Here is a 22177-nt window from a genome sequence, read left to right as displayed (position 1 = left end):
AAATTTGCGCGCGCGGGGGTCAGCCGTGCGCGCCGTGCCGGACAAATTCCTGTTCGAACATCATATGGCGCCTCAAGGCACTGAACAGCCCGCGCAGCATGTAGCCAAGTGCCTCGGTGTTGACCTGACCGCCATTGGCAAGCCGGCGCAGCACTTCGCTGGCTTCCTCGGCAAAACACAGATCCTCGAAATGCTCGTATTCCAGCCGCTCTAATACGGCCAGAACCGATGCACGCCCCATCGCGGCGGTACGCAGCGGCGGAAAGATCTGCAGCTCTTCAAACTCCTGCGCCGCCTTCAGCGACGGCGCAAGCTCGTCGGCGAGCCGGTGACAGAGCCGTCGGTCGACGTGGGCCGGCAGCGAATCCGCAACCGCCTCCAGCATGTCGCAGAGGCGGTCGACTGCACGGTGGGTAGATTGAAGCGCCCCGGCGGGCTCGCCAGGCGGCGCTGGCAGCGGTTGGTTCAAGGTCTTGCTCCTCGCCCCGGTGGTTAAAGTTTCGGCCGTCATACGTTCCTCCCTGATGACTCGACCGTATTGCGGTTCATTTGCCGGCAAACGGGGTCGCGTTTCATTGACTTAGGTCAAGACTGGAATGAGACGTTCGCCGGGGGCTACCGATAAAGTGCGACGATCTTGCTCTTCCATGCGCCCGAATTGCGCCGGCTTGTGTCGCCGTGCCACTGATCGCAAACGCGTTCGGCCTGAACGCCGCGCCAGGCAACCGAAACTCCGGTGGCAACCGGTGTAAGATAGCACTCAATAACAACCTATGGTAAGTATTCTTGCGCGGTAGTGTTGGCGCGTCGTTATCATGGGTCGTGGTGCGAGTGATGGAAGAATCGGTGGCGCTGGCTGAAGCGGAAGGCGCTGACAGCGCATTGGTACCCCTTTGGGGTCCACCCTCTCAGGTTGCGTCTGGCATCACCGATGACGGTCCGCGCTGCGCGCGCCTCAACGGCGTCGACTGGATCGTCTGGAGCACGCGCTTCTATAACGATATCTGCGTCATCTGGTACACATACTGGTCCGACGGCATATGGAGCGATCCTCAACGGTTCAATGTTCAGGCCCGCTCGGCGCCCGCGATCGCCGCCTATGATGGCGATATCCACGTCGTCTGGCGCAACGCCGTCAACAACAATGTCATGTGGTCGGTCCATGATGGCCACGACTGGAGCGATCCGCGCGCTGTGGTGGGTGCTCAGACGAGCGATGCGCCGGCACTTGCCGCATGCGACGGCCGGCTTTACCTGGCGTGGAGCACCGCAGAGGCGACGCTGGCCTATGCCTTGTTTGACGGGACGGAGTGGGGCGCGCCGCAGAAGACCGGCTTTGCCATCAGCTTTGGCCCGGCGCTCGCCGCCCTCGGGGATACGCTCTATTGCGCCGTCTGTCTTCCCGGCGGCGGCCCCGTCGGCTATTGCCAGCTCTCATCCGGCTGGACAGGATCTCCGACGACGTTGGGGATCGACACCGATGCGGCGCCGGCGCTCGCAAGCGATGGCAAGCAGCTCTGGACCGCATGGAAGGTGGCTGGCAGTTCCTCGGTCATGATGGCCGCGGGAACACCGACGACGGGCCTTTCAGGACAGGCGCTTCTGGGGAGCGCCAGGACGAGCGCCTCGCCGGGCCTTTGTGGCGATGCCGGCGGTATCCGGGCCGTCTGGCAGGATAGCTTCACCCGATCCATCTATACGGCAACAACGGTGAACGTCGGCGCCGAATCGAGCAACACCGTCTCGGGGCGGGCGGGACCTGGCGATTATGTCAGCCTGTCCGTGGACACAGGCGACGGACCGATAAGCCATTATCCGGCCCGCGCCAATACAAATGGCGCATGGTGCGTAACGGTCGATACCACGCTCACCAAAGGCACCATCCTCTCGGCCTCGGCCATGAAAGATCTATCCGGCCCGCCATCCGATGCCTTTGTCGTGGTACTCGGCTCCTACCAGCCAGGCTGCCTGTTTATATCGGCGGTGACGGACACTCTGGTTCAGGGCAAAGCGCCGCTGCCTGGTCAGGTCATCAAGGGCTGGCGGTCGAGCGACGGGAAGTTGGTGGTCGACTGCCCTTTGCTGCCGCCGATCGGCCTCTTCGATGGTACGGATTTTGCAGCCCGGTATCTGTTTCCCTCGGCACTTGAGAAAGGCGACACGCTCAACCTCGTCTCCCAGTTTCCGGATAACGGAACAATGACGCCCATCGTTTCAAAGCCGCAAGGCTATATGGTCACTTTGTCCTGAGGCGCAGCGGCGATTTCGCAATGGCCGATCGCCCTGATCAGTGAAATGCCCGGTCTCGCGAACAAGGCCGGGCATTTGGTCTCTGCTCAGTTTGCGGCCGCGCGGGCGTCTTCCAGCCAGCCGTCAACGGCATCCTGATTGTTTTCGATCCAGGCGGTTGCCTGCGCCTCGATATCGTCGTCACCATCGATCATCGCGGCGTTCTGCGCGAAGATGTCGTCGAGTGGGATCGAGACCTCGTTGAGGATCGAGGCGATCGCGGGATTATCTTCCAGAAGGTCCTTGCGGGCGACCGGACGGATATCGTTCGGCGGGAAACCCATATGGCACGGATCGGCGACGCAGGTTGCCAGGCCCTCTGCCGGCGGGACCGTTTCGACGCCCTCGACCTCGGGAACCGGAATCCACATCACGTCCTCGCCGGCCTTCAGCTCGTAGCCGGTCCAGTTCGGCGTCCAGGCGTAATAGAGCACGTGTTCGCCGTCCTTGAAGGCAGCGATCGTGTCGGCCATGGCGGCGTTGTATCCGGCCTTGGTCGTCGCGATGTCATCGGCAAGGCCGAAGTCTTCCAACTGCTCCAGAACCACGCGTTCGCAAAGCCAACCGGGCGGGCAGGAGACCAGATCCGCCTTGCCATCGCCATTGCGGTCGAAGGCGTCGCGCACTTCCGGACGGGAGAAATCGGCGAGCGACGTGATGCCGAATTCCTCGACCGCCGCCTTGTCGACCATGTAGCCCTGCAGGGCGCCGCTGTCGGCAACCATGCCGATGACCTCGGCCTGGTCCTCGAACACCGGCTTGTAGGTATCCTGGGCGGGGAACCAGCCATTGACCCAGAGGTCGACATCGCCCTGGGCGACGGCCTGGTAGAATGGCGGGACGTCGAGCGTGATCGGTTCACCGACGTCATAGCCGAGATCCTCAAGCAGCTGCTTGTAGATTTCAGCCTGGAACCAGCCACTGTCCCAGCTGGCACGGGCCATCTTGATGGTGGTGCCGTCGCCGGGGTTTTCGGCAGCCATTGCCGGCGCAAGGCCAGCGACGCCGACCGTGGCGGCAAGCGCCAGCGTACGAATAATCGTCTTCATGAAAATCTCTTTGGGTCTCTTGTGTCGGGAGAGGCGGTCTGGCGCTTGTCCCGGCGGCCTGTCGCGCGCCCCTTGCGGGCGTGAGGCCACAAAAAAAGGCCGGAGGGAGGCCAAGCCAGCCCTCCGGCCAAGGTTTCAGCGCCAATTAGCTGGCGGATTCGCGGGCTTTTTCGAGCCAGCCGTCAACCGTGTCCTGGTTGTCTTCGATCCACTTCGTGGCCTGCGCCTTGACGTCGTCGTCGCCATTGTTCATGGCCGAGTTCTGCGCATAGATATCCGGCAGCGGGATCGAGGCTTCCTGAAGAAGCGTGTCGATGGCCGGATTGTCGGCGATGAAGTCGTCATTGACGACCGGAACGATGTCGTTGGCGACAAAGCCCATGTGGCACGGATCGGCAACGCAGGTTGCCAGGCCTTCGGCCGGCGCCGGCGATTCAACGCCTTCCTTCTGCGGAACTTCGATCCACATCACATCTTCACCGGGCTTCAGCTGGTCAACGGTCCAGTTCGGCGTCCAGGTGTAGAACAGGATGTGCTCACCGTTCTGGTAGGCCGCAATCGCGTCAGCCATGGAAGCGGAGTAGCCGGCCTTGATCGGGTTGATCGCATCGCCGAGGTCATAGTCTTCCATGTGCTGCGAGATCGTCAGTTCGCAGCCCCAGCCCGGCGGGCAGGCGACCAGATCGGCCTTGCCATCGCCATCGCGGTCGAAGGCTTCCTTGACTTCGTCACGCTTGAAATCGTCAAGCGTCTTGATGTCGAACTCCTCGATAGCCTTCTTGTCGACGAGATAGCCCTGCAGCGCGCCACCCTTGGCAACTGCGCCGTCGATCTTGGCTTCGCCGCCGAAGGTCGATTCGTAGGTGTTGTGCAGCGGGAACCAACCGTTGACCCAGAGGTCGACATCGCCCTGCGAGACGGCCTGGTAGAAAGCCGACGGTGCGAGCGTCATCGGACCGGTGACGCTGTAGCCAAGGTCCTCGAACATCTGCTTGTAGATTTCGGCCTGGAACCAGCCGGTGTCCCAGTCGGCCTGGGCCATGTTGATGGTCTTGCCATCGCCGGGTTCCTGCGCGAAAGCGGCAGTCGCCGGCACAAGGCTGGCGGCGCCGAGCATCAGGGCGGCAGTGAGTTTCGTGAGATTATGTCTCATGAGTGTTTCTCCGTGTCTACGTGTTGCGGCGACCGCGCTGCGGTCACCTTGGCGACGGGATCGGAGATCCCTTGAAAGCGGCCCAGGGGCCGCTCCCGTTCTTATTCGGCGGCCTTGCTCTGGCCGCGGAAGAGGGTGCCAAGCGCCTGTCGGAACGTCATCCGGTTCGGATCGCCCGGTTCGACGAGGCCCTGGGTGATACGGTCGAGCACGATGGCAAGAACCACGATGCCGACACCGCCGGCGGTCGCGCCGCCGACATCCAGTCGGCCGAGACCGGTGTTGACCACCTGGCCGAGACCACCGGCGCCGATCAGCGCGGCAATGACGACCATCGACATGGCTAGCATCAGTGTCTGGTTCAACCCCGCCATGATCGTGCGCATGGCGAGCGGAAGCTGCACTTCGAACAGCGTCTGCGAATAGGTAGCGCCGAACGCTTCGGAGGCCTCGATCAGATCGGTGCGCACGTTGCGGATGCCGAGATTGGTCATTCGGATGATCGGCGGCAGGGCAAAGATGATGGTGGCGATGATGCCCGGCGCCATGCCGACGCCGAAGAGCATCACGATCGGCACCAGATAGACGAAGCTCGGTACCGTCTGCATCACGTCGAGGATCGGTCGCACGATCTTCCAAGCCATGTCGCTGCGGGCAACGAGAATGCCGACGGGTACACCGATGATGGTACAGAAGAGCACCGAGGTCAGGATCATCGACAGCGTCGTCATGGTCTCCGGCCAGAGGCCGATGAGATCGACGAACAGGAAGCCGACGATCGTGATGATCGCCATCGTTCGTCCGACGATCCGCCACGCCAGAAGCGCAAAGATCAACATGACGACGAGCATCGGGATCCAGGCGAACACGGCATCGAAGGCCTGCAGCACCTGGTTAACCGGAACCTGCAACGCCCGGAAGAACGGACGGAAGTTCGGCACCAGGAAGCCGCGGACGAAGTCGTTGACCCAGCTGTCGAAGGGAATGGTGAAATATTGGGAGGGATCGAACAAGTCTTGTCTCCTGAAACGCTTTACGCCGGCTCACCGGGTGTGGTGGGTTTGGGCTCTTCGACGCTCGGCGTCTCTTCGTCCTCTGCAACGGCAAGCTGCTCGAAGATCGCCTCCTGCGAGACGACGCCGACAAGCTTGCCCTTTTCGTCGGTAACGGCCATCGGCACGCCAGCCTGGGCGGCGCCATAGACCTCGTTCAGATAGGCTTCTTCCGGCACGGTCGGCGGCTCGGCGATCATGGCATCGCGCACTGGCGTTGTCCGCGGGCATTCCATGGCATCCGAGCGCATCAACAGGCCGACCGGAACGCCCTTTTCAACGACATAGGCGAGGTCGGACTTGGCCTTGTCCATGACGGCAAGCGCATCGGCGGCCGTCGCGTCCACCTTCACCCAGGCGGCGTCGCTGGAAATGTCGGAGACCTTGAACACGCGGCTGCGGTCGATATCCGAGACGAAGGCGCGGACGTAGTCGTCGGCCGGTTCGGAGACGATTTCCTGGGCGGTGCCCACCTGGACAAACGCGCCGTCCTTCATGATGGCGATGCGATCGCCGAGGATCATGGCCTCGTTGAGGTCGTGGGTGATGAAGACGATGGTCTTCTTCAGTTCCTTCTGCAGCACGATCAGCTCGTCCTGCATCTCGCGCCGGATCAGCGGGTCAAGCGCGCCGAAAGGCTCGTCCATGAGCAGGATCTGCGGATCGTTGGCAAGCCCGCGGGCGAGGCCGACGCGCTGCTGCATGCCGCCGGAAAGCTGGCTCGGATAGCTGTTGGCATAGGCGTCGAGCCCAACCTTGGCGAGCGAGGCAAGGGCTGCCTTCTGGCGCTCTTCCTTGCCAATCCCCTTGAGCTTCAGGCCAAAGGCGACATTATCCAAAATCGTTTTATGAGGAAACAACGCGAAGTGCTGGAAAACCATGGTGATTTTCTGACGACGGACATCGCGCAGCACGTCCTTGCTGCAAGAGGCGACATCAACCTCGTCGATCATGATTTCGCCGGAGGTCGGCGGAATGAGGCCGTTCAGCGTGCGCACCAGCGTCGATTTGCCGGAACCGGAAAGGCCCATGATGACGAAGATTTCGCCTTCCTGCACCTCGAAGCTGACATTGTCGATGCCAACGGTAACACCCGTGGCCTTGAAAATTTCGTCTTTGGATTCGCCTGCTGCCAGGCGTCGGGCACCTTCGCCCGTATCGTCATTGAATAGTTTGGAAACGTTTTTCGCAGTCAGTTTGACGTTCATACCTTTTCCTTGTCCGGATCAGGGATTTCTCCCCGATGGCGGTTCGTCTTCGCTGGCGTTCGTGCGCGCTCAAGCACGCCAAGGGACACAGGGCGCCCGGCGCCCGGATGCGGCAACTCCTGCAAGCGTGCAGAAGTGCAGGGTCGAAACCGGCCCCGCCAACCCGCAAAATCCCGTGGAACCCGCAACGGGCTCCGATAAGCCGCACCAAGCGTTGTCAAAGCTGACCAAGACGCGGCACCCGCTATGTAGGATTGTGGCGAAGCAATGTCAAATTCACGGCCTGAATTGGCGCCGGTGACGGCTTTTGCCGGGAAACAGCCCCGGCAGGGGCGCGAAGCCGTGCACAGCGGCGGCCAGCGGCTTGAACCGCGGGCGCCGGGGGAGTAGGTCTCATGGCAGTTTTGACGCTGGAACGGGTGAAGTCTTGATCGACCCTTATGAAGTACTGGGCATAGACCGCGATGCGGATGAGAAGGCTGTCCGGGCTGCCTATCGGCGGCTTGCCAAGGACGCTCATCCCGACAGCGGCGGCGATGGCGAGAAATTCGCCGCGCTGCAGTCATCCTACGATCTTCTCAAGGACCCCGTCCGCCGCAAGGTCTATGACGATACCGGCTATGACCCGGAGCTTGCCGACCCGAAGGACCTCAAGGGCCTGATGCTGCTGGAGCCGCTGGTCAACGAGATGATCCTCGACGAACGTGAACCGGGCAGTTTCGATCCGGTTGCGGCAATGCGTCGCAAGCTTTCCGACGATATCCTGAAAAGCCGCTTCCACATTCTCGAACTGGAGCGTCATCGGGCCCGGGTGCGCAAGCACATGGACAGGATAGCCCGAAAGAGCCGCGAAAGCGCCGGCTCGGATGTGCTCGGTTCGATGCTGCGCTCGCGCAGCGAATCGATTGCCGAAGCCATCCGCAACGCCGAAACCCAGATCGACGCCATCGAGCAGGCCTACAGCATGCTCGAGAACTATTCCTACGAGCTTGACCGCGCCGACGCCGGCAACGATGTGGAAGACGATGCCGGCGAGGATCGCCGCGACGACGCGGCGGAATGACGGCAGCAGAACCCCCGAAAGGCTGAGGCAATGGCCCCGATGGACTGGAGCAGACTGCTCGATCTCGACCGGCTCTGGAATCCCGGCTATCAGGCGGATCCACGCCGGCCGGCCTATGACCAGGATGCCGACCGCATCAGCTTTTCCGCGCCGTTTCGCAGGCTTGCCAACAAGACGCAGGTCCACCCGCTCTACGACAATGACCACATCCACCACCGGCTGATTCATAGCGTCGAGACGGCAAGCGTCGGGCGGTCGCTCGGCCTCGATGTCGGTTGGTGGCTGGAGCAGGAGGGCAAGGTCGAGAAGGGCGGACAGGCGGCCGTTGCCGGTCTCGTCCACGCCGCATGCCTTGCGCATGACATCGGCAATCCGCCCTTCGGCCATTCCGGGGAGGATGCGATCGGCGCCTGGTTTGCCGAGAAGTTTGATCGCGGGGAGGGTCTCTTCTCAGATCACGAGGGCTGCTTCGCGGCAGAGTTCGAGGCCTTCGAGGGCAATGCACAGGGTTTCCGCATTCTGAACAGTCTCGAGATGAACCGCCGCGGCGGCATGCGGCTGACGCACGGCACGCTCGGCGCCTTCATCAAGTATCCGGTCACGGCAGCCACACGCAATACGCTCGGAGCGCGGGAGAGCGGCCTGAAGAAATTCGGCGTGTTCGAGACCGAGCGCAGCGCGCTTGAGGAAGTCGCGTCCCGCACCGGCATGATCGCCGGCGATCAGAGCGGGACCTGGTGGCGCCGCCATCCGCTGGTCTTCCTCGTCGAGGCGGCCGACGACATCTGCTACAACATCCTCGACCTCGAAGATGCCTTCACCGCGCGCGACCTGGCCTATGGCGATGTGGCACCGCTGCTGTCGGAGGTTGCGGGTTTCTCGCCGCGCGAGGACCGCGGTGACACGGCCGAGGAAAAGATCGCGCTGCTGCGCGCCGTTGCCATCGGCCGCGCCTTCGAGAGTTGCAGCGCAGCCTTCGCGGCCAACCACGACACCATCATGGAGGGCCGGTTCCGCGGCGGCCTGATCGAGGCTTCGGCGCTTGCCGGACCCTTTGCCGAGATCGGCCGACTGGCGAGCGAGCGCATCTTCACCTCGCCGCGCAAGACCGAGTTGGAGGTGATGGGGCGCAATCTCGTGCACCGGGTCCTTGACGGCGTGCTGCCGGTATTCGAAGCGCTGGAGGCTGCGGAATGGGACGAAAGCCGGCTGACGGGCTATCCCTCCCAGCTTCGCCGTGCGCTCGGTATCGACCTGAGGACGGCGAAGGATCGCTATGGCGCACTTCACACGCTCGCCGACTATGTCTCCGGCATGACGGACCGCTATGCGGTGAAGGTGGCAGGCATCATCCGCGCCTGAGAATGACTGGCGGAGAGGGCAGCCGCCACCATACGTCTGCCTTAGTCGCCGCATATTCAGTGCCCTTATGACAAGTCGCTCCCGTATCCGATCCCAGAGGAGATGCCATGCCCGCGGCCCTGATAGCCATGACCATTCTCGGCTGTGACGACAGTCTCAGCCAGTGCCGGTACATCGATACGGCGCCGGAGCGCTATGCGACGGTCGAGTTGTGTGACGACGCGCTGGCGACGGACCTTGAATATTATAAATATTCCGAGTTTCCGAGCGTGGTCGCAGTGTGCCAGACGCCGGGCGAGCCGATCGCTGAAGCGCTTGGCGGTGCTGATGTGCAGGGGTTGCCGGTCGCGGTGGCCGACAATGGCGCCGGCAGTGTGCAGCAGATGGAACCTTCCTCGCAGAGCCGGGTCGCCGACCTTGCGGACGGCGCGGTGCATTCGGTCGGGTCCCTCATTCCGAGCCGGAAACAGGTGCGGACGGTTCTGACTGCCCCGGTCCATGTGGTGACGGACAGCTATGCCTGGATGGCGCGCAAGCTCGATCGTTAAGCCGGCTGAAGATTTCCGCGTTTAGGTCGCGTCGTCGCGTCGGCTGCGAATGAGGCCGACGACGAACCGCCAGTTGACCTCGATCGCACCGGCCTCCACGGCCAGAACCCGGCGCTGCATCGGAATGTCGTAATGTTCTTTTGGCGTGCCGGGATATTGCACCCAGCGGCGCTCCATGCCCAGCAGCGCGGCCATCGCATGCAGCTCCTCGGTCGTGTCGGCCAGCATGTGGCACATGACCATGCCCTTGAAGGGCCATTTCATATCATCGACGTAGACGGCCATCATTCAGCTCAGTCACATATCCTTCAAGCAAGCCCGCCGTCATATTCGAATTGCCGGGCTTGTCAACTTTCGGCCGGTGAGGTTCGCGCGCGAACGCAAGCGCGGCATGATGTGGCGGGTGGCGGTTACACTGGCGCGCCTGGCAGAAGCCATATTTGACGAAAGATAATTACAACGGTCTCAACTAATTGATCTTAAAGTTTGCTTGTAATTAAGACTACGCTCACGTTAACCTTGGATCAGGGATGGAGGCCCTGCTCATGGTTGGCAAGAATCTACCTCCCCGGTATGATTTTCTTGGCGAGGAGCTCAGCCAGGACGCCGATTGGTTAACCCTCGCTCTGGATGCCGGGCGCATCGTGGCCTGGGAACAAGACCTTGTCACCGGTTTCATCACGCGATCCGATAATTCCGAGCGAACGGTTGGCCTCGGCTCGGGAACGCTTGATGATCTGCTTCAGCACATTCATCCCGACGACCGGGACGTGCGGAGGCAATTCGGCCGGACCCGCAAGATCGAGGAGATCGAGTTCCGCTCCTACACGGCCGATGGTAGGGAAGTCTGGGTCGGTTCTCGGGCGCGCCGCGTTTCACCGGAACGCCTTCTGGGCATCAGTTTCGACATCACCCAGAAGAAGAACATCGAGAAGCAGAATCATGAGCTGACGCGCACCGACGAGCTGACGGGACTTCCAAACCGGCTGTTCTTCTCCGAACAAATGGCACGGCTGACCAAGCAGCCCGCGGGTGGATCGTCCCTCAGCCTGATGCTTCTGGATCTCGATTATTTCAAGGAAATCAACGACAATTACGGTTACGAGGCGGGCGATGGCTTTCTTCGGGAGGTGGCTGCCGGCCTGCGCGACCTTCGCGAGGACGCGCCCGCGTTTGCGCGCTTGAGCGGCGACAAGTTCGCGGTTGCCGTCGAGAATATCGATGCTTCGGCGGAGCTTGAATGCGCCCGCAGCATCGCCGGACTTGTGACGAAGCCCGTTCAGGTTGCTGGTACGTCCTTCTGGGCAAGGGCCAGCATCGGCGTGGCCCGATTTCCCGATCAGGCTGAGACGCCCGAAGCCCTGATGAAGGCGGCGGATATCGCCTTGTCAGAGGCCAAGAAACGCGGCCGAAACCGCATCGTCATCTACGACGCGGGTACGGCAAAGAGGATTGCGGATCGCCAGTGGATATTGCGAGAGGTCGGGCAGGCGATCCGCTACGGGCAGATCCATCCCTTCTATCAGCCGAAGCTTGACCTTCGGACGGGCACCATATCGGGCTTCGAGGTGCTCGCGCGCTGGTTCCATCCCGAGCGCGGCATTCTGACCCCGGCAGCCTTCTGGCCGGCGTTTGAGAGCCGCCAGATCGGCCTTCGGATCACGATCTACCTGTTTCGCAGGGTGATGCACGACTTGCGGTATCTGATGGATACGGGTGTGCAGCCGGGTACCATCGCATTCAACATCTCCGAGATTGCCTTTGCGCATCCGAAGATCGCGAGCGCCATCATTTCGGGACTGAGACACTACCGCATTCCCGCCAAAATGCTCGAGGTCGAGATCACCGAAGATGTGCTTCTGAATCGCGACGAAGACGTCGCGCAAGAGAAGATCGAGTGTCTGCGACGGCATGGCATTCGGGTCGCACTTGATGATTTCGGGACGGGCAACGCATCGATGTCCCACCTGCGGAAGCTGAGGGTCGACAACATCAAGATCGACAAGAGCTTCATCATCGGCCTGACAGAGAGCGTCAGTCAGCAGGCGATCGTGGAAGGTATCATTACGATCTCGAAGGGTTTCGGTATTGATGTCACGGCCGAGGGCGTGGAGAACGCCGCGACGGCGGAATGGCTTTCCTCGATGAACTGCGCGCTTGCGCAGGGGTATCATCTGGGAAGGCCGATGCCCGTCGACCGCGTGAAGAGGTTCATCGCGGAAAGACGCTGAGGCGCTCAGTCCAGACCACCGTAAAGCATGGTGATCCAGACGATGTTGCCCGCAAGCCAGGCAATGCCCAGCCATGTGAGCCTGCGGCTGTCTTCCGTCTTCACCGCGAATATGGCGACGCCGATGCCGGCGACGAGCCGCACCCCATACCAGATGCCGAGCGCCGCGAGATGCTCCCGGCCCTTGATCAAGGTGTCGACAAGGTCGAAAGCAAAGGAAAGCCCAAAGAGGACGAAGAAGATGTTCCTGCGCCGGATGAAGAAATCCTCGCGGTCCGTATGCTCATGGAGATGGTCGGGATAAAGCAGCGTCGACATCAGGAAGAACAGCGAGGCATAGGAAAGGACGAAGATGTAGATCCAGAAGTTCCAGTGGCTGATGAAGCGAAGCGCGAACTCCCACCACCAGAAGTGGACGGCGCCGAGCAGAAGAACGAACGACCAGACGATCTGAACATGCATGCGTCCGGTCTTTGCGGGCTCCTGCAGGCGGCGGGAGAGGCCGGACAGGACACGGGTGATCGCCAGCCCCAGTATAAGGCTCACCAGTATGCGCAAGTGTCCGTAAGCATCCATTTCCGTTCCCCTGAACTTTCCCGTCCTGCCTCGGTACAGGGAGAATTGATGTTTGGCAAAGCGGTTTGCTGGGCGTGCTACTGCTTCCAGAAGGTTTCGTAGCTGAAATCCGGCTCGGGGCGGGCACGCTCCACCTTGATCTGTCCCCACATCAGGATGGTGAAGAACACGGTCCCGCCGACGACATTGCCGGCAAGTGCGGGGAGGGTGAAGCCGAGGATCGCCCTGCCGAAGCCGATATCGCCGACAGCCAGCAGGAACGCCGCCTCACAGCTTCCGGCGATGACGTGGGAGAAGCCGGCAAGCGACAGGAACCAGGTCGCGATGATGATCAGCGGCACCTTGGCGGAGCCCGAATTCGGCATGATCCAGACGAGCGCCGCAATCAACCAGCCGGCGCCGATGCCAAGCCAGAAGACCTGATGGGCCGTGAAGCCGAGCGCTTCGTTGGCAGTCGCGCGGATCGCCTCGAAGGTTTCGGGTTCGACATGGCGAAACTGGGTGAGTGCGAGGCCGAGCAGGATGGCGCCGACCACATTGAAAACGAAGACCAGCACCCACAGCCTCACCAGGCGCCTCAGGACTTTCGGCTTTGGTTCGCTGAGATAGGGGCAGACCGCGGTGATGGTGTTTTCGGTGAAGAGCTGCATCTGGCCCATGATGACCAGCAGGAAGCCGAAGCTGTAGCCGAGGCTTTCCACCAGCGGGCGCCACGGGGCATCGGGCAGAAAGCGATGCATCAGCGCCTTGCCGAGCACGGAAAAGCCGAGCGCCAGCCCGGCCACGAGCGCAGAGAGAACCAGTGCGGATGTCGGACGCTGAAGCTCCTCCACACCCGATCGCCGGATCGCCTCGAAGACGGCGGGCGCCGAGATCGGCGTGGCCTCCTCGATCGCTGCGTTCTCGCGCTCCTCCTTGTTGGCAATGGCATCCTCTTCGGATTGCTGGTCCGTCATGACTTCCTGTCCGTAAATGGTCTGGGGGGATTCGGAGACTGGACTGAAACCGCAGAGCCGAAAGAAAGTTCCACCTGTTCGCGTCACCCGACGGAATTTGGCGATGGCGCACCGGCGCAGCACCGGATTCTTCCGTCACGGGAGAAGCTGATGGCGAGAGCGCCGCCGAGTCACGCGGCTCTGGGGAGCGCGCGAAAGCGACGTCGTGTAGTGCGAAGCCATGTGGCTCACGGCAACGACTGGGAATGCGACGCTCTTGTCACCTCAACTGGAATGCTGAGCTGCCGGTCGTTCAGCTCAGCATCGAAAATACAAAGCTGCCGACGGCGACGAACCCGACCACGACCGACGAGATGGCAAAGGTGATCCTGTTGACCAAAGGCGTCGGCTGGAAGCATCGGGTACACCGGCCGGTTCCGTAGCGCAGATAGTGACCGCAATGGTGGCAGTGGAAAATTCTCATAATCGATCCTCAGCGAAGGGAGGAAATTTTCAAAAAGGGATATGAAGCAAGCGTCTGAAAGAAAATTGATGCAATGGATGATCGAAGCGTCGACCGGACTTCCAGGGCTCTATTGGCCCAGCTTCCGTGATACAGGATCGCGGTTTGTGCCCGAGGCCTTAATGGTTTCAATATAAGCGATTTGTGATATTCATCAAGCGTTCCCCGAGACACTTCGGGCAAGCCGCACATGGTCGATGCAGGCACAGCGCCAAATTGCGGCGCTCCCATTCCAAACGCGGCCCGAAAGGGTTAAGAACGGGACCATGATCCGAGATCAATGAGCGAGATCGTGGAAAAAGCAAATAAAAACAATATTGTCGAATCCAGACGCTTCGCGGTTGCACCCATGATCGACTGGACTGATCGTCATTGTCGGTATCTGCACCGGCAGTTGATGCGGCGCGGGCAGGTCTATACCGAGATGATCGTCGCCGATGCGATCATCCATGGCGACCGCGAGCGGCTGCTCGGCTTTGATCCTGTCGAGCATCCGGTGGTGCTGCAGCTCGGTGGTTCGGACGCTGACAAGCTTGCCGAGGCCGCCCGCATTGGTGAAGCCTTCGGCTATGACGAAATCAATCTGAATGTCGGATGTCCTTCGGACCGGGTGCAATCCGGAACCTTCGGGGCCTGCCTGATGTTGTCGCCGGAAATCGTCGAGCGGGCGGTCGGCGCGATGAGAAAGGCTGTCAGCGTGCCGGTGACCGTCAAGTGCCGGATCGGCGTCGACGAGCAGGATCCGGACATCGTGCTGCCGGACTTCATCGAGCGCATGGCGGGGGCGGGGGCCGAGGCGATCTGGGTGCATGCCCGCAAGGCCTGGCTGAAGGGGCTGAGCCCCAAGGAAAACCGCACGATCCCGCCGCTCGACTATCCGCTGGTGTGGCGCATGAAGGCGCTTCATCCGGACCTCTTCATCGGCATCAATGGCGGTATCGGCTCCCTCGACGAGGCGCAGTCGCAGCTTGCCCATATGGATGGGGTGATGCTCGGCAGGGCCGCCTACCAGACGCCGTCGATCCTCGGGGAGGTCGACGCGCGGCTCTTCGATGATGCTGCGGAGGCGGTTGATTGGTTCGCGCTGCGCGATGCGATGATGGCCTATGCCGAGCGGCAGATTGCCGATGGCGGCCGGCTGTCGCAGGTCACGCGGCATATGGTCGGCCTTTTCAGCGGCATGGAGGGCGCGCGTCGCTACCGCCAGATCCTGTCGACCGAAGCGACGAAACCCGGCGCCGGACCGGAGGTCATCGCCCGCGCCTTCGATGCCGTCGCGCTGGAAGCGGCTGTCGCCTGAGAGCGGCATTGATAGAGCTCGAAGCAAAACAGGACGCCGTTAAGCGTCCTGTTAAAACATCTTATTTTCAGTGCCTTGTTCGCGAAAATGAAAGTCTTTCGCGAAACTGGCGTCAGGCCTGGAGAGCCTGACGGATGGCCGTGATCGCGGCTTCGGCCTGAAGGCCATCCGGCCCGCCGGCCTGGGCCATATCCGGGCGACCGCCGCCGCCCTTGCCACCGACCGCCGCCGCTGCGATACGCACCAGATCCACGGCCGAGAAGCGATCGGTGAGGTCGTTCGTCACCGACACGACCACGCTCGCCTTGTTGTCCTCGGCGACGCTGATGAAGGCGACCACGGTGGCCGGCTTGTCCTTCTTGGCGCTGTCGGCAAGGCCCTTGAGCTCCTTGGCGGCGACGCCGGGCAGCACCTTGGCAACCAGGCTGACATCGCCGATCTTTTCGGCCTCTTCGCTTGTCCCCGTGCCACCGCCGAGCGCCAGCTTCTTGCGAGCGTCGGCGAGCTCGCGCTCAAGCTTGCGGCGTTCGTCCGTCAGAGCAGCGACGCGGCCGGCGACCTCATCCGGCTGCACCTTGAGCGCAGCGGCGAGCGCCTTCATCTTCTCGTCCTGTTCCGTCAGGTAGTGGCGCGCATCGATGCCGGTCAGCGCCTCGATGCGCCTGACACCGGCGCCGACGGCGCTTTCGCCGACGATGCGGATGAGCCCGATCTCGCCTGTGGCGCGCACATGGGTGCCGCCGCAAAGTTCCAGCGAATAGGTCTTGCCGGCCTTGTCGCCATGGGTTGCCTTGCCCATCGACACCACCCGGACCTCGTCGCCGTATTTCTCGCCGAAGAGCGCCATGGCACCTTCGGCAATCGCATCATCAACGCTCATCAGGCGTGTGGAGACCGGGGCATTCTGCAGCACGATCTCGTTTGCCATGTCCTCGACAACGTTCAGCTCCTCCGCCGTCATCGGCTTCGGGTGCGATACGTCGAAGCGCAGGCGCTCGGGCGCGACCAGCGAGCCCTTCTGTGCCACGTGGGTGCCGAGGATTTCGCGCAGCGCCTCGTGGATGAGGTGGGTGGCCGAGTGGTTGGCGCGAAGCCGCGAGCGGCGGGCGTGGTCGACCTCTAGTGTGACGGCCGTGCCGACCGCAATCTCGCCCTTTTCGACCACGGCATGGTGAACGAAGAGACCGCGGCCCTTCTTCTGGGTGTCGGTTACACGCAAGGTCGCCGTGTCGGTGGTGATGGTGCCGGTGTCGCCCATCTGGCCGCCGGATTCACCATAGAACGGCGTCTGGTTGACGATGACCGCGACTTCGTCGCCGGTGACAGCCGTATCGACGCTGCCGCCATCCTTCACGAGGGCGAGCGCAACGCCTTCGGCTTTTTCGGTTTCGTAACCGAGGAATTCCGTCGCCTCGAGTTTCTCGCCGAGTTCGAACCAGATCGTCTCGGTCGCCTTGTCGCCGGAACCGGCCCAATGGGCGCGGGCCTCGGCGCGCTGGCGCTGCATCGCATCCTGGAAGCCGCCGATGTCGACATGGATGCCGCGAGTGCGCAGAGCATCCTGGGTCAGGTCGAGCGGGAAGCCATAGGTGTCGTAGAGTTTGAATGCCGTCTCGCCGTCAAGGCTGTCCCCCTTCGAGAGGTCACGGCTGGCCTCGTCAAGAAGCGAGAGGCCGCGGTCGAGCGTCTTGCGGAAGCGCGACTCCTCAAGCTTCAGCGTTTCCGAAATCAGCGCCTCGGCGCGCTGCAGCTCCGGATAGGCACGGCCCATCTCGGAGACCAGCACCGGCAGCAGCTTGTAGATCACTGGCTCGCGTGCGCCGAGCAGCTCGGCATGGCGCATGGCGCGGCGCATGATCCGGCGCAGAACATAGCCGCGGCCCTCGTTCGACGGCAGCACGCCATCGGCGATCAGGAAGGCGGAGGAGCGCAGGTGATCGGCAATCACACGGTGGCTGGCGCGCTGATCGCCCTCGGCCTTTACGCCCGTCAGCTCGACCGAGGCGTCGATGAGCCGGCGGAACAGGTCGATGTCGTAATTGTCGTGCTTGCCCTGAAGCACGGCGGCAACGCGCTCGAGGCCCATGCCGGTATCGATCGATGGACGCGGCAGGTTTTCGCGCCGATCGGCGGAAATCTGCTCGTACTGCATGAAGACGAGGTTCCAGATTTCAATGAAGCGATCGCCATCCTCCTCCGGCGAGCCGGGCGGGCCGCCCCAGATATGGTCGCCATGGTCGAAGAAGATTTCGGAACAGGGGCCGCAGGGGCCGGTATCGCCCATCGACCAGAAATTGTCCGACGTCTTGATGCGGATGATGCGATCTTCCGGAAGGCCGGCAATCTTCTTCCACAGCTCGAACGCCTCGTCGTCCTCATGGTAGACGGTGGTCAGCAGGCGATCCTTTGGCAGGCCGAATTCCTTGGTGATCAGGTTCCAGGCATGGGTGATCGCCTCTTCCTTGAAGTAATCGCCGAAGGAGAAGTTACCCATCATCTCGAAGAAGGTGTGGTGGCGTGCGGTGTAGCCGACATTGTCGAGGTCGTTGTGCTTGCCGCCGGCGCGCACGCATTTCTGCGCGGTGGTGGCACGCGAATAGGGGCGGGTCTCAAGACCGGTAAAGACGTTCTTGAACGGTACCATGCCGGCATTGGTGAACATCAGCGTCGGGTCGTTATGGGGAACGAGCGGGCTCGAGGCTACGACCTCGTGGCCGTTCTTCTTGAAGAAGTCGAGAAAGGTCGACCGGATTTCATTCACGCCACTCATGCTGCGCCACACCCTTTGTCATCGCTGTCTGTTTCTGCGGCTTTTAACGATGCTGACTGCCCCTGTCCAGACAAGACAAACGGCGGCTCGTCAAAGCCGCCGCAAATCATTTCGGAGTGTGTGACCGGGGTCACGACCGCACAGGCTCAGGGCCCGCCGGAACTCAATCGTCGTTCGTGCCGGTCGAACCTTCGCCGTCGTCTTCGTCGTTGCCATCGAGAAGACCTTCGGCAAGAAGGCCGGCATTCTGGCGCAGCGCAAGTTCGATTTCGGAGGCGATCGCCTGGTTTTCCTTGAGGAACAGCTTGGCGTTCTCACGACCCTGGCCGAGACGTTGGCTGTTATAGGAGAACCAGGAGCCCGATTTCTCGACGATGCCGGCCTTGACGCCAAGGTCGACCAGTTCGCCGGTCTTGGAAACGCCCTCGCCATACATGATATCGAATTCGACCTGCTTGAAGGGCGGTGCCATCTTGTTCTTGACGACCTTGACGCGGGTCTGGTTGCCGACGATTTCGTCCCGGTCCTTGACCGAACCGATACGGCGGATGTCGAGACGGACGGAAGCATAGAACTTCAGCGCATTGCCGCCGGTGGTGGTTTCCGGCGAACCGAACATGACACCGATCTTCATGCGGATCTGGTTGATGAAGATGACGGTGGTGTTCGAACGCGAGATCGACGCGGTGAGCTTGCGCAGCGCCTGGCTCATCAGGCGGGCCTGCATGCCCGGCAGGCTGTCGCCCATTTCGCCCTCGATTTCGGCCCTGGGCGTCAATGCCGCCACCGAGTCGACGACGATCACATCAAGCGCGCCGGAGCGCACCAGCGTATCGGCGATCTCGAGCGCCTGTTCACCGGTATCGGGCTGGGAGATCAGAAGGTCGTTCAGGTCGACCCCAAGCTTGCGGGCATAGACAGGATCGAGCGCGTGCTCGGCATCGATGAAGCCGCAAATGCCGCCGCTCTTCTGGGCTTCGGCAACCGTCTGCAGGGCGAGCGTGGTCTTGCCGGAGCTTTCCGGCCCGTAAATCTCGATGATGCGCCCGCGCGGAAGACCGCCAATGCCAAGCGCGATGTCGAGGCCAAGCGAGCCGGTCGATACGGTTTCGATTTCGACGATGCTGTCCTGCCCGCCGAGCTTCATAATGGAGCCCTTGCCGAAGGAGCGTTCGATCTGGGAAAGTGCTGCTTCCAGCGCCTTGCTCTTGTTCACCGTTTTTTCCTCGACGAGTCGGAGTGAGTTCTGTGCCATCGACTTTATCCCTTGTTGCGCCCGCCGCCTAGGCGAGGTGAAGAACTGCCTTTTTTGTACTTCATTTGTTCCGTTCTTGCAACAAGGTTTTATCGTATTGTTATTGCTATGAAAAGTCTTTAATGTTCCGTTTTTGTCCGAATGTTTTCTGACATGTGGACGACGTGAAAGCCCTGTTTGGAGGGTCTCACGTCTCCTGTCTTTGCGGTGGGGCAGCCTTTGTGGCGGCGATCGCGGCCTCCAGGGTTTCGCAGTAGGTCACGCGACCTTCATCGATATGATGGCTCTCAAGTGTGGAGCGCACCTGCGGGGAAGCACCTGCGAAAAGTACACGAACATTGCCGCGGGTCGTCTTGCGAACGGTGCCATCGAGAACATTCGCGCCGGTGGAGTCGAGATAGGGCACGTCGGAAAGGTCGATGATATAGTTGCGGGCGCCGTCGGCGATACGGTCGAGCGCGGAGCCGACGGTCGCAGCCGCTCCGAAGAAGAAGGCGCCGGAGATGCGGTAGATCACGGTGTCGGGGTCGGTATTGACGATCGGCTGCTCGGCCTTCTCATGGTAATCGGCATAGGGGTTCACGGCGACATTCTTGCCCATGCGATCGATGAACAGCACGGCGCCAAGCGCAAGGCCTGCGACGATGCCCTCGGTGAGGTCGCGGAAGACGACCAGCAGCAGTGTCACGATCAGGATCACGGCGTCGCCCCGCGACGATCTCAGCAGCGTGCGGAAAGCGGCCTTTTCGACCATGGTCCAGGCGACGACCGCGAGCACGCCCGAAAGTGCGGCGAGCGGGATGTATCGGGCAAGCGGCGCGGCGACGATCATGAACACCAGCAGAAAGGCCGAATGCAGCATGCCGGAAAACGGGCTGGTCGCGCCGGCGCGCACATTGGTCGCGGTGCGGGCGATCGTGCCGGTCACGCAGATGCCGCCGAAAAGTGCGGAGGCGATGTTGGCAACGCCCTGGCCGATCAGCTCCATGTTGGAGCGATGCCGCCGGCCGGTCATGCCGTCGGCGACGACCGCTGAAAGCAGCGATTCGATCGAGCCGAGCAGGGCGAAGGCGAAGGCATCTGGCAGAACCGCGATGACTTTTTCGAGCGAGAAGGCGGGCAGGGCGGGCGCCTGCAGCCCGCGTGGCAGGCCGCCAAACTGGCTGCCGATGGTATCGACCGGAAGCTGCAGGGCAAATGATGCGAGGCTCGCAACGGCGACCGCGATCAGCATGCCCGGCCAGCCTGGCCGGATGCGCTTGAGGGCGATAATGATGGCGATGGTCACAAGTGCGAGCGACAGCGCGGCGACGTTCGTGGTGCCGGCATACTGCGCAAGATAGGCGATCTTCTCGGCGAAGGGGCCGGGTTCCTTGCCGGGCAGGTTGAGGCCGAAGATGGCCGAAAGCTGGCTGGCAAAGATGATGATGGCGATGCCGGCGGTAAAGCCGACGGTGACCGGATAGGGGATGAAACGGATATAGGCGCCGAGCTTCAGATAGCCGGCCGCGATCATGATCAGGCCGGAAAGCATGACGGCAATCAGCAGCCCGTCAATGCCGTTGCGCTCGACGGAGGCGGCCACCAGCACGATGAAGGCGCCGGCCGGCCCGCCGATCTGATGGCGGCTGCCGCCAAGCAGTGATACGAAAAAGCCACCGATGATCGCCGCGAAAAGCCCGCGGTCGGGCGAGACGCCGGAGGCGATCGCAATCGCCATCGATAACGGCAGCGCGACGATGGCGACGGTCAGGCCGGAGATCGCATCGGATCTGAGGCGAGAAAGCGAATATCCTTCCTGAAGGACGCTGATGGTCTTGGGAACGAGGCGGGTTGGCATGGCGGCGATACCTGGCGAGTGTGGGCAGCAATGGTCCGGGCATAACAGATGGATGGCATGCGGCAAGCGCCGCGCGCCGGAAGAAATGTCGCACCGGCCGCAAGTCAGCAAGATTTGTCAATCCGGCCCGTGCTTCAACGGGCTGCCAACAGGAGATGAGGTGACACGATGACAGCCGCTTTCGAAACCTATCAGCAACGCCTGATGCGTGTCAGCGATCATATCAATGCCCACCTCGATGATGAACTGGATTTTGCGACGTTGGCGGATATTGCGTGCCTTTCGCCATGGCACTGGCATCGCATCTATCGCGGTGTCTACGGCGAGACCATCCATGCGACGGTGAAACGACTCAGGCTTCACCGGGCGGCTGGCGAACTCGTCAATTCACGAGGGCCGATCGCCGACATTGCAGGACGTGCCGGCTATGGAAGCGTTGCCGCCTTCACGCGCCAGTTCAAGTCGACCTATGGCATGGCGCCGGCCGCTTACCGGCACGACGGGCGCCACACACGGTTCGACCTGCCGGCGTCGAAGGAGACACGTGACATGTATGATATCGAATTGCGCAACATGAAGGGTCGGGTGCTTGGCGGGGTGGCCCACCGCGGCTCTTATATGGAGGTCGACAAGGCCTTCGGACAGGCTGTCGGCCTGATGATGGCGAGTGGGAAATTCACCCCAGACATGCAGATGACGGGCGTCTATTTCGATGATCCGAGCATCGTCGCCGAAAAGGAACTGCGCTCCTTTGCCGGCCTCACAGTTCCGGCCGATGCCGATCTGCCGCAGGGTCTGGAGCGGTATGAAGCCCCGGCCGGGCTCTATGCCGTCCTGACCCACAAGGGCCCCTATGCCGAGCTTCACAAGGCCTATAGCTGGTTCTACGGAAGCTGGCTGCCGGTGAAGGGCCACGAACCCGGCGATGCGCCGCCGATGGAGGTCTACCTTAACAATCCGCGCGAGGTGGCGCCGGAGGCGCTGCTGACCGAAATCTGCGTTCCGCTGAAAGGCTGAAGGCGTG

19 protein-coding genes are annotated in these 22177 nt (G+C 61.9%); 8 read left to right on the top strand and 11 right to left on the bottom strand.

What is annotated here, in order from left to right:
- Window positions 1-19 precede the first annotated feature (19 nt).
- On the bottom strand, window positions 20-511 hold the full coding sequence (locus TM49_RS17140; protein ID WP_082074789.1) for a hemerythrin domain-containing protein: 492 nt from the start codon (window positions 509-511) through the stop codon (window positions 20-22).
- A 323-nt stretch (window positions 512-834) separates the two neighbouring features.
- Here TM49_RS17140 and TM49_RS17135 point away from each other — a divergent pair, with 323 nt between their 5' ends.
- Complete coding sequence (locus tag TM49_RS17135; protein WP_045683058.1) at window positions 835-2250, top strand: hypothetical protein; 1416 nt, start codon at window positions 835-837, stop codon at window positions 2248-2250.
- 86 nt (window positions 2251-2336) lie between these two features.
- Here TM49_RS17135 and proX (TM49_RS17130) read toward each other — a convergent pair whose 3' ends face one another.
- The 4 genes from proX (TM49_RS17130) to TM49_RS17115 all read right to left on the bottom strand — a co-directional run bounded on the left by proX (TM49_RS17130) (window position 2337) and on the right by TM49_RS17115 (window position 6751).
- Complete coding sequence (proX, locus tag TM49_RS17130) at window positions 2337-3338, bottom strand: glycine betaine/L-proline ABC transporter substrate-binding protein ProX (protein WP_052699904.1); 1002 nt, start codon at window positions 3336-3338, stop codon at window positions 2337-2339.
- A gap of 145 nt (window positions 3339-3483) precedes the next feature.
- Window positions 3484-4491 (bottom strand): glycine betaine/L-proline ABC transporter substrate-binding protein ProX, encoded by a 1008-nt coding sequence (gene proX, locus TM49_RS17125; RefSeq protein ID WP_045683056.1) that lies wholly within the window; start codon window positions 4489-4491, stop codon window positions 3484-3486.
- 101 nt (window positions 4492-4592) lie between these two features.
- Window positions 4593-5504, bottom strand: a complete 912-nt coding sequence (locus TM49_RS17120; protein ID WP_045683053.1) for an ABC transporter permease — start codon at window positions 5502-5504, stop codon at window positions 4593-4595.
- A gap of 20 nt (window positions 5505-5524) precedes the next feature.
- Window positions 5525-6751 (bottom strand): quaternary amine ABC transporter ATP-binding protein, encoded by a 1227-nt coding sequence (locus TM49_RS17115; protein WP_045683051.1) that lies wholly within the window; start codon window positions 6749-6751, stop codon window positions 5525-5527.
- A gap of 427 nt (window positions 6752-7178) precedes the next feature.
- On the opposite strand from TM49_RS17115, the gene TM49_RS17110 reads away from it, so the two are divergent.
- From TM49_RS17110 to TM49_RS17100, 3 genes are all read left to right on the top strand, one after another.
- Window positions 7179-7814, top strand: a complete 636-nt coding sequence (locus TM49_RS17110) for a J domain-containing protein (protein ID WP_045683049.1) — start codon at window positions 7179-7181, stop codon at window positions 7812-7814.
- A 39-nt stretch (window positions 7815-7853) separates the two neighbouring features.
- The gene (gene dgt, locus TM49_RS17105) at window positions 7854-9176 is read left to right on the top strand and encodes a dGTP triphosphohydrolase (RefSeq protein ID WP_045685397.1); all 1323 of its coding nucleotides are present in this window, start codon (window positions 7854-7856) and stop codon (window positions 9174-9176) included.
- Between the two features lie 107 nt (window positions 9177-9283).
- Window positions 9284-9724, top strand: coding sequence for a hypothetical protein (locus TM49_RS17100; RefSeq protein WP_045683047.1), 441 nt, complete (start codon window positions 9284-9286; stop codon window positions 9722-9724).
- A gap of 21 nt (window positions 9725-9745) precedes the next feature.
- Here TM49_RS17100 and TM49_RS17095 read toward each other — a convergent pair whose 3' ends face one another.
- On the bottom strand, window positions 9746-10009 hold the full coding sequence (locus TM49_RS17095) for a DUF4031 domain-containing protein (protein ID WP_045685396.1): 264 nt from the start codon (window positions 10007-10009) through the stop codon (window positions 9746-9748).
- Between the two features lie 260 nt (window positions 10010-10269).
- On the opposite strand from TM49_RS17095, the gene TM49_RS17090 reads away from it, so the two are divergent.
- Window positions 10270-11955 carry a putative bifunctional diguanylate cyclase/phosphodiesterase gene (locus TM49_RS17090; RefSeq protein ID WP_158498655.1) on the top strand — a complete coding sequence of 562 codons (1686 nt, stop codon included), beginning with the start codon at window positions 10270-10272 and terminating at the stop codon, window positions 11953-11955.
- Between the two features lie 5 nt (window positions 11956-11960).
- Here the strand turns inward: TM49_RS17090 and TM49_RS17085 are convergent, their stop codons facing one another.
- A complete protein-coding gene (locus tag TM49_RS17085) occupies window positions 11961-12530 on the bottom strand; it encodes a hypothetical protein (RefSeq protein WP_045683046.1) in 570 nt (189 codons plus the stop codon).
- A 77-nt stretch (window positions 12531-12607) separates the two neighbouring features.
- Window positions 12608-13486: a formate/nitrite transporter family protein gene (locus TM49_RS17080; protein WP_045683044.1), complete on the bottom strand. Its 879-nt coding sequence runs from the start codon at window positions 13484-13486 to the stop codon at window positions 12608-12610.
- Window positions 13487-13731: 245 nt separating this feature from the next.
- Between TM49_RS17080 and TM49_RS23685 the strand changes: the two genes are divergently transcribed.
- Both TM49_RS23685 and dusA read left to right on the top strand, forming a co-directional pair.
- A complete protein-coding gene (locus TM49_RS23685) occupies window positions 13732-13908 on the top strand; it encodes a hypothetical protein (RefSeq protein ID WP_158498654.1) in 177 nt (58 codons plus the stop codon).
- 360 nt (window positions 13909-14268) lie between these two features.
- On the top strand, window positions 14269-15288 hold the full coding sequence (gene dusA / locus TM49_RS17075; protein WP_045683042.1) for a tRNA dihydrouridine(20/20a) synthase DusA: 1020 nt from the start codon (window positions 14269-14271) through the stop codon (window positions 15286-15288).
- Window positions 15289-15400: 112 nt separating this feature from the next.
- Here the strand turns inward: dusA and alaS are convergent, their stop codons facing one another.
- The 3 genes from alaS to TM49_RS17060 form a co-directional block, all read right to left on the bottom strand.
- Complete coding sequence (gene alaS / locus TM49_RS17070; protein WP_045683040.1) at window positions 15401-18058, bottom strand: alanine--tRNA ligase; 2658 nt, start codon at window positions 18056-18058, stop codon at window positions 15401-15403.
- 163 nt (window positions 18059-18221) lie between these two features.
- Window positions 18222-19313, bottom strand: coding sequence for a recombinase RecA (recA, locus tag TM49_RS17065; protein ID WP_045683038.1), 1092 nt, complete (start codon window positions 19311-19313; stop codon window positions 18222-18224).
- A gap of 187 nt (window positions 19314-19500) precedes the next feature.
- Entirely contained in the window at window positions 19501-21153 is a 1653-nt protein-coding gene (locus tag TM49_RS17060) for a SulP family inorganic anion transporter (protein WP_045683036.1), read from the bottom strand.
- 168 nt (window positions 21154-21321) lie between these two features.
- Between TM49_RS17060 and TM49_RS17055 the strand changes: the two genes are divergently transcribed.
- The gene (locus tag TM49_RS17055; protein ID WP_045683028.1) at window positions 21322-22170 is read left to right on the top strand and encodes an AraC family transcriptional regulator; all 849 of its coding nucleotides are present in this window, start codon (window positions 21322-21324) and stop codon (window positions 22168-22170) included.
- Window positions 22171-22177 lie beyond the last annotated feature (7 nt).

This window comes from Martelella endophytica, from assembly GCF_000960975.1.
In the GTDB taxonomy this organism is placed as follows: Bacteria; Pseudomonadota; Alphaproteobacteria; order Rhizobiales; family Rhizobiaceae; genus Martelella; species Martelella endophytica.
Note: the sequence above shows the minus strand (reverse complement) of the source record. Positions and strands in the feature narration are given on the sequence as shown.

What these genes read in the sequence shown, in the direction of transcription:
- TM49_RS17100 (WP_045683047.1), top strand. Translation starts at nt 9,284, where the DNA reads ATGCCCGCGGCCCTGATAGCCATGACCATTCTCGGCTGTGACGACAGT.
- alaS (WP_045683040.1), bottom strand. Translation starts at nt 18,058, where the DNA reads ATGAGTGGCGTGAATGAAATCCGGTCGACCTTTCTCGACTTCTTCAAG.
- TM49_RS17135 (WP_045683058.1), top strand. Translation starts at nt 835, where the DNA reads ATGGAAGAATCGGTGGCGCTGGCTGAAGCGGAAGGCGCTGACAGCGCA.
- TM49_RS17085 (WP_045683046.1), bottom strand. Translation starts at nt 12,530, where the DNA reads ATGGATGCTTACGGACACTTGCGCATACTGGTGAGCCTTATACTGGGG.
- proX (WP_052699904.1), bottom strand. Translation starts at nt 3,338, where the DNA reads ATGAAGACGATTATTCGTACGCTGGCGCTTGCCGCCACGGTCGGCGTC.
- TM49_RS17095 (WP_045685396.1), bottom strand. Translation starts at nt 10,009, where the DNA reads ATGGCCGTCTACGTCGATGATATGAAATGGCCCTTCAAGGGCATGGTC.
- TM49_RS23685 (WP_158498654.1), top strand. Translation starts at nt 13,732, where the DNA reads ATGCGACGCTCTTGTCACCTCAACTGGAATGCTGAGCTGCCGGTCGTT.
- dusA (WP_045683042.1), top strand. Translation starts at nt 14,269, where the DNA reads ATGAGCGAGATCGTGGAAAAAGCAAATAAAAACAATATTGTCGAATCC.
- TM49_RS17055 (WP_045683028.1), top strand. Translation starts at nt 21,322, where the DNA reads ATGACAGCCGCTTTCGAAACCTATCAGCAACGCCTGATGCGTGTCAGC.
- TM49_RS17115 (WP_045683051.1), bottom strand. Translation starts at nt 6,751, where the DNA reads ATGAACGTCAAACTGACTGCGAAAAACGTTTCCAAACTATTCAATGAC.
- proX (WP_045683056.1), bottom strand. Translation starts at nt 4,491, where the DNA reads ATGAGACATAATCTCACGAAACTCACTGCCGCCCTGATGCTCGGCGCC.
- recA (WP_045683038.1), bottom strand. Translation starts at nt 19,313, where the DNA reads ATGGCACAGAACTCACTCCGACTCGTCGAGGAAAAAACGGTGAACAAG.
- TM49_RS17140 (WP_082074789.1), bottom strand. Translation starts at nt 511, where the DNA reads ATGACGGCCGAAACTTTAACCACCGGGGCGAGGAGCAAGACCTTGAAC.
- TM49_RS17090 (WP_158498655.1), top strand. Translation starts at nt 10,270, where the DNA reads ATGGTTGGCAAGAATCTACCTCCCCGGTATGATTTTCTTGGCGAGGAG.
- dgt (WP_045685397.1), top strand. Translation starts at nt 7,854, where the DNA reads ATGGACTGGAGCAGACTGCTCGATCTCGACCGGCTCTGGAATCCCGGC.
- TM49_RS17060 (WP_045683036.1), bottom strand. Translation starts at nt 21,153, where the DNA reads ATGCCAACCCGCCTCGTTCCCAAGACCATCAGCGTCCTTCAGGAAGGA.
- TM49_RS17080 (WP_045683044.1), bottom strand. Translation starts at nt 13,486, where the DNA reads ATGACGGACCAGCAATCCGAAGAGGATGCCATTGCCAACAAGGAGGAG.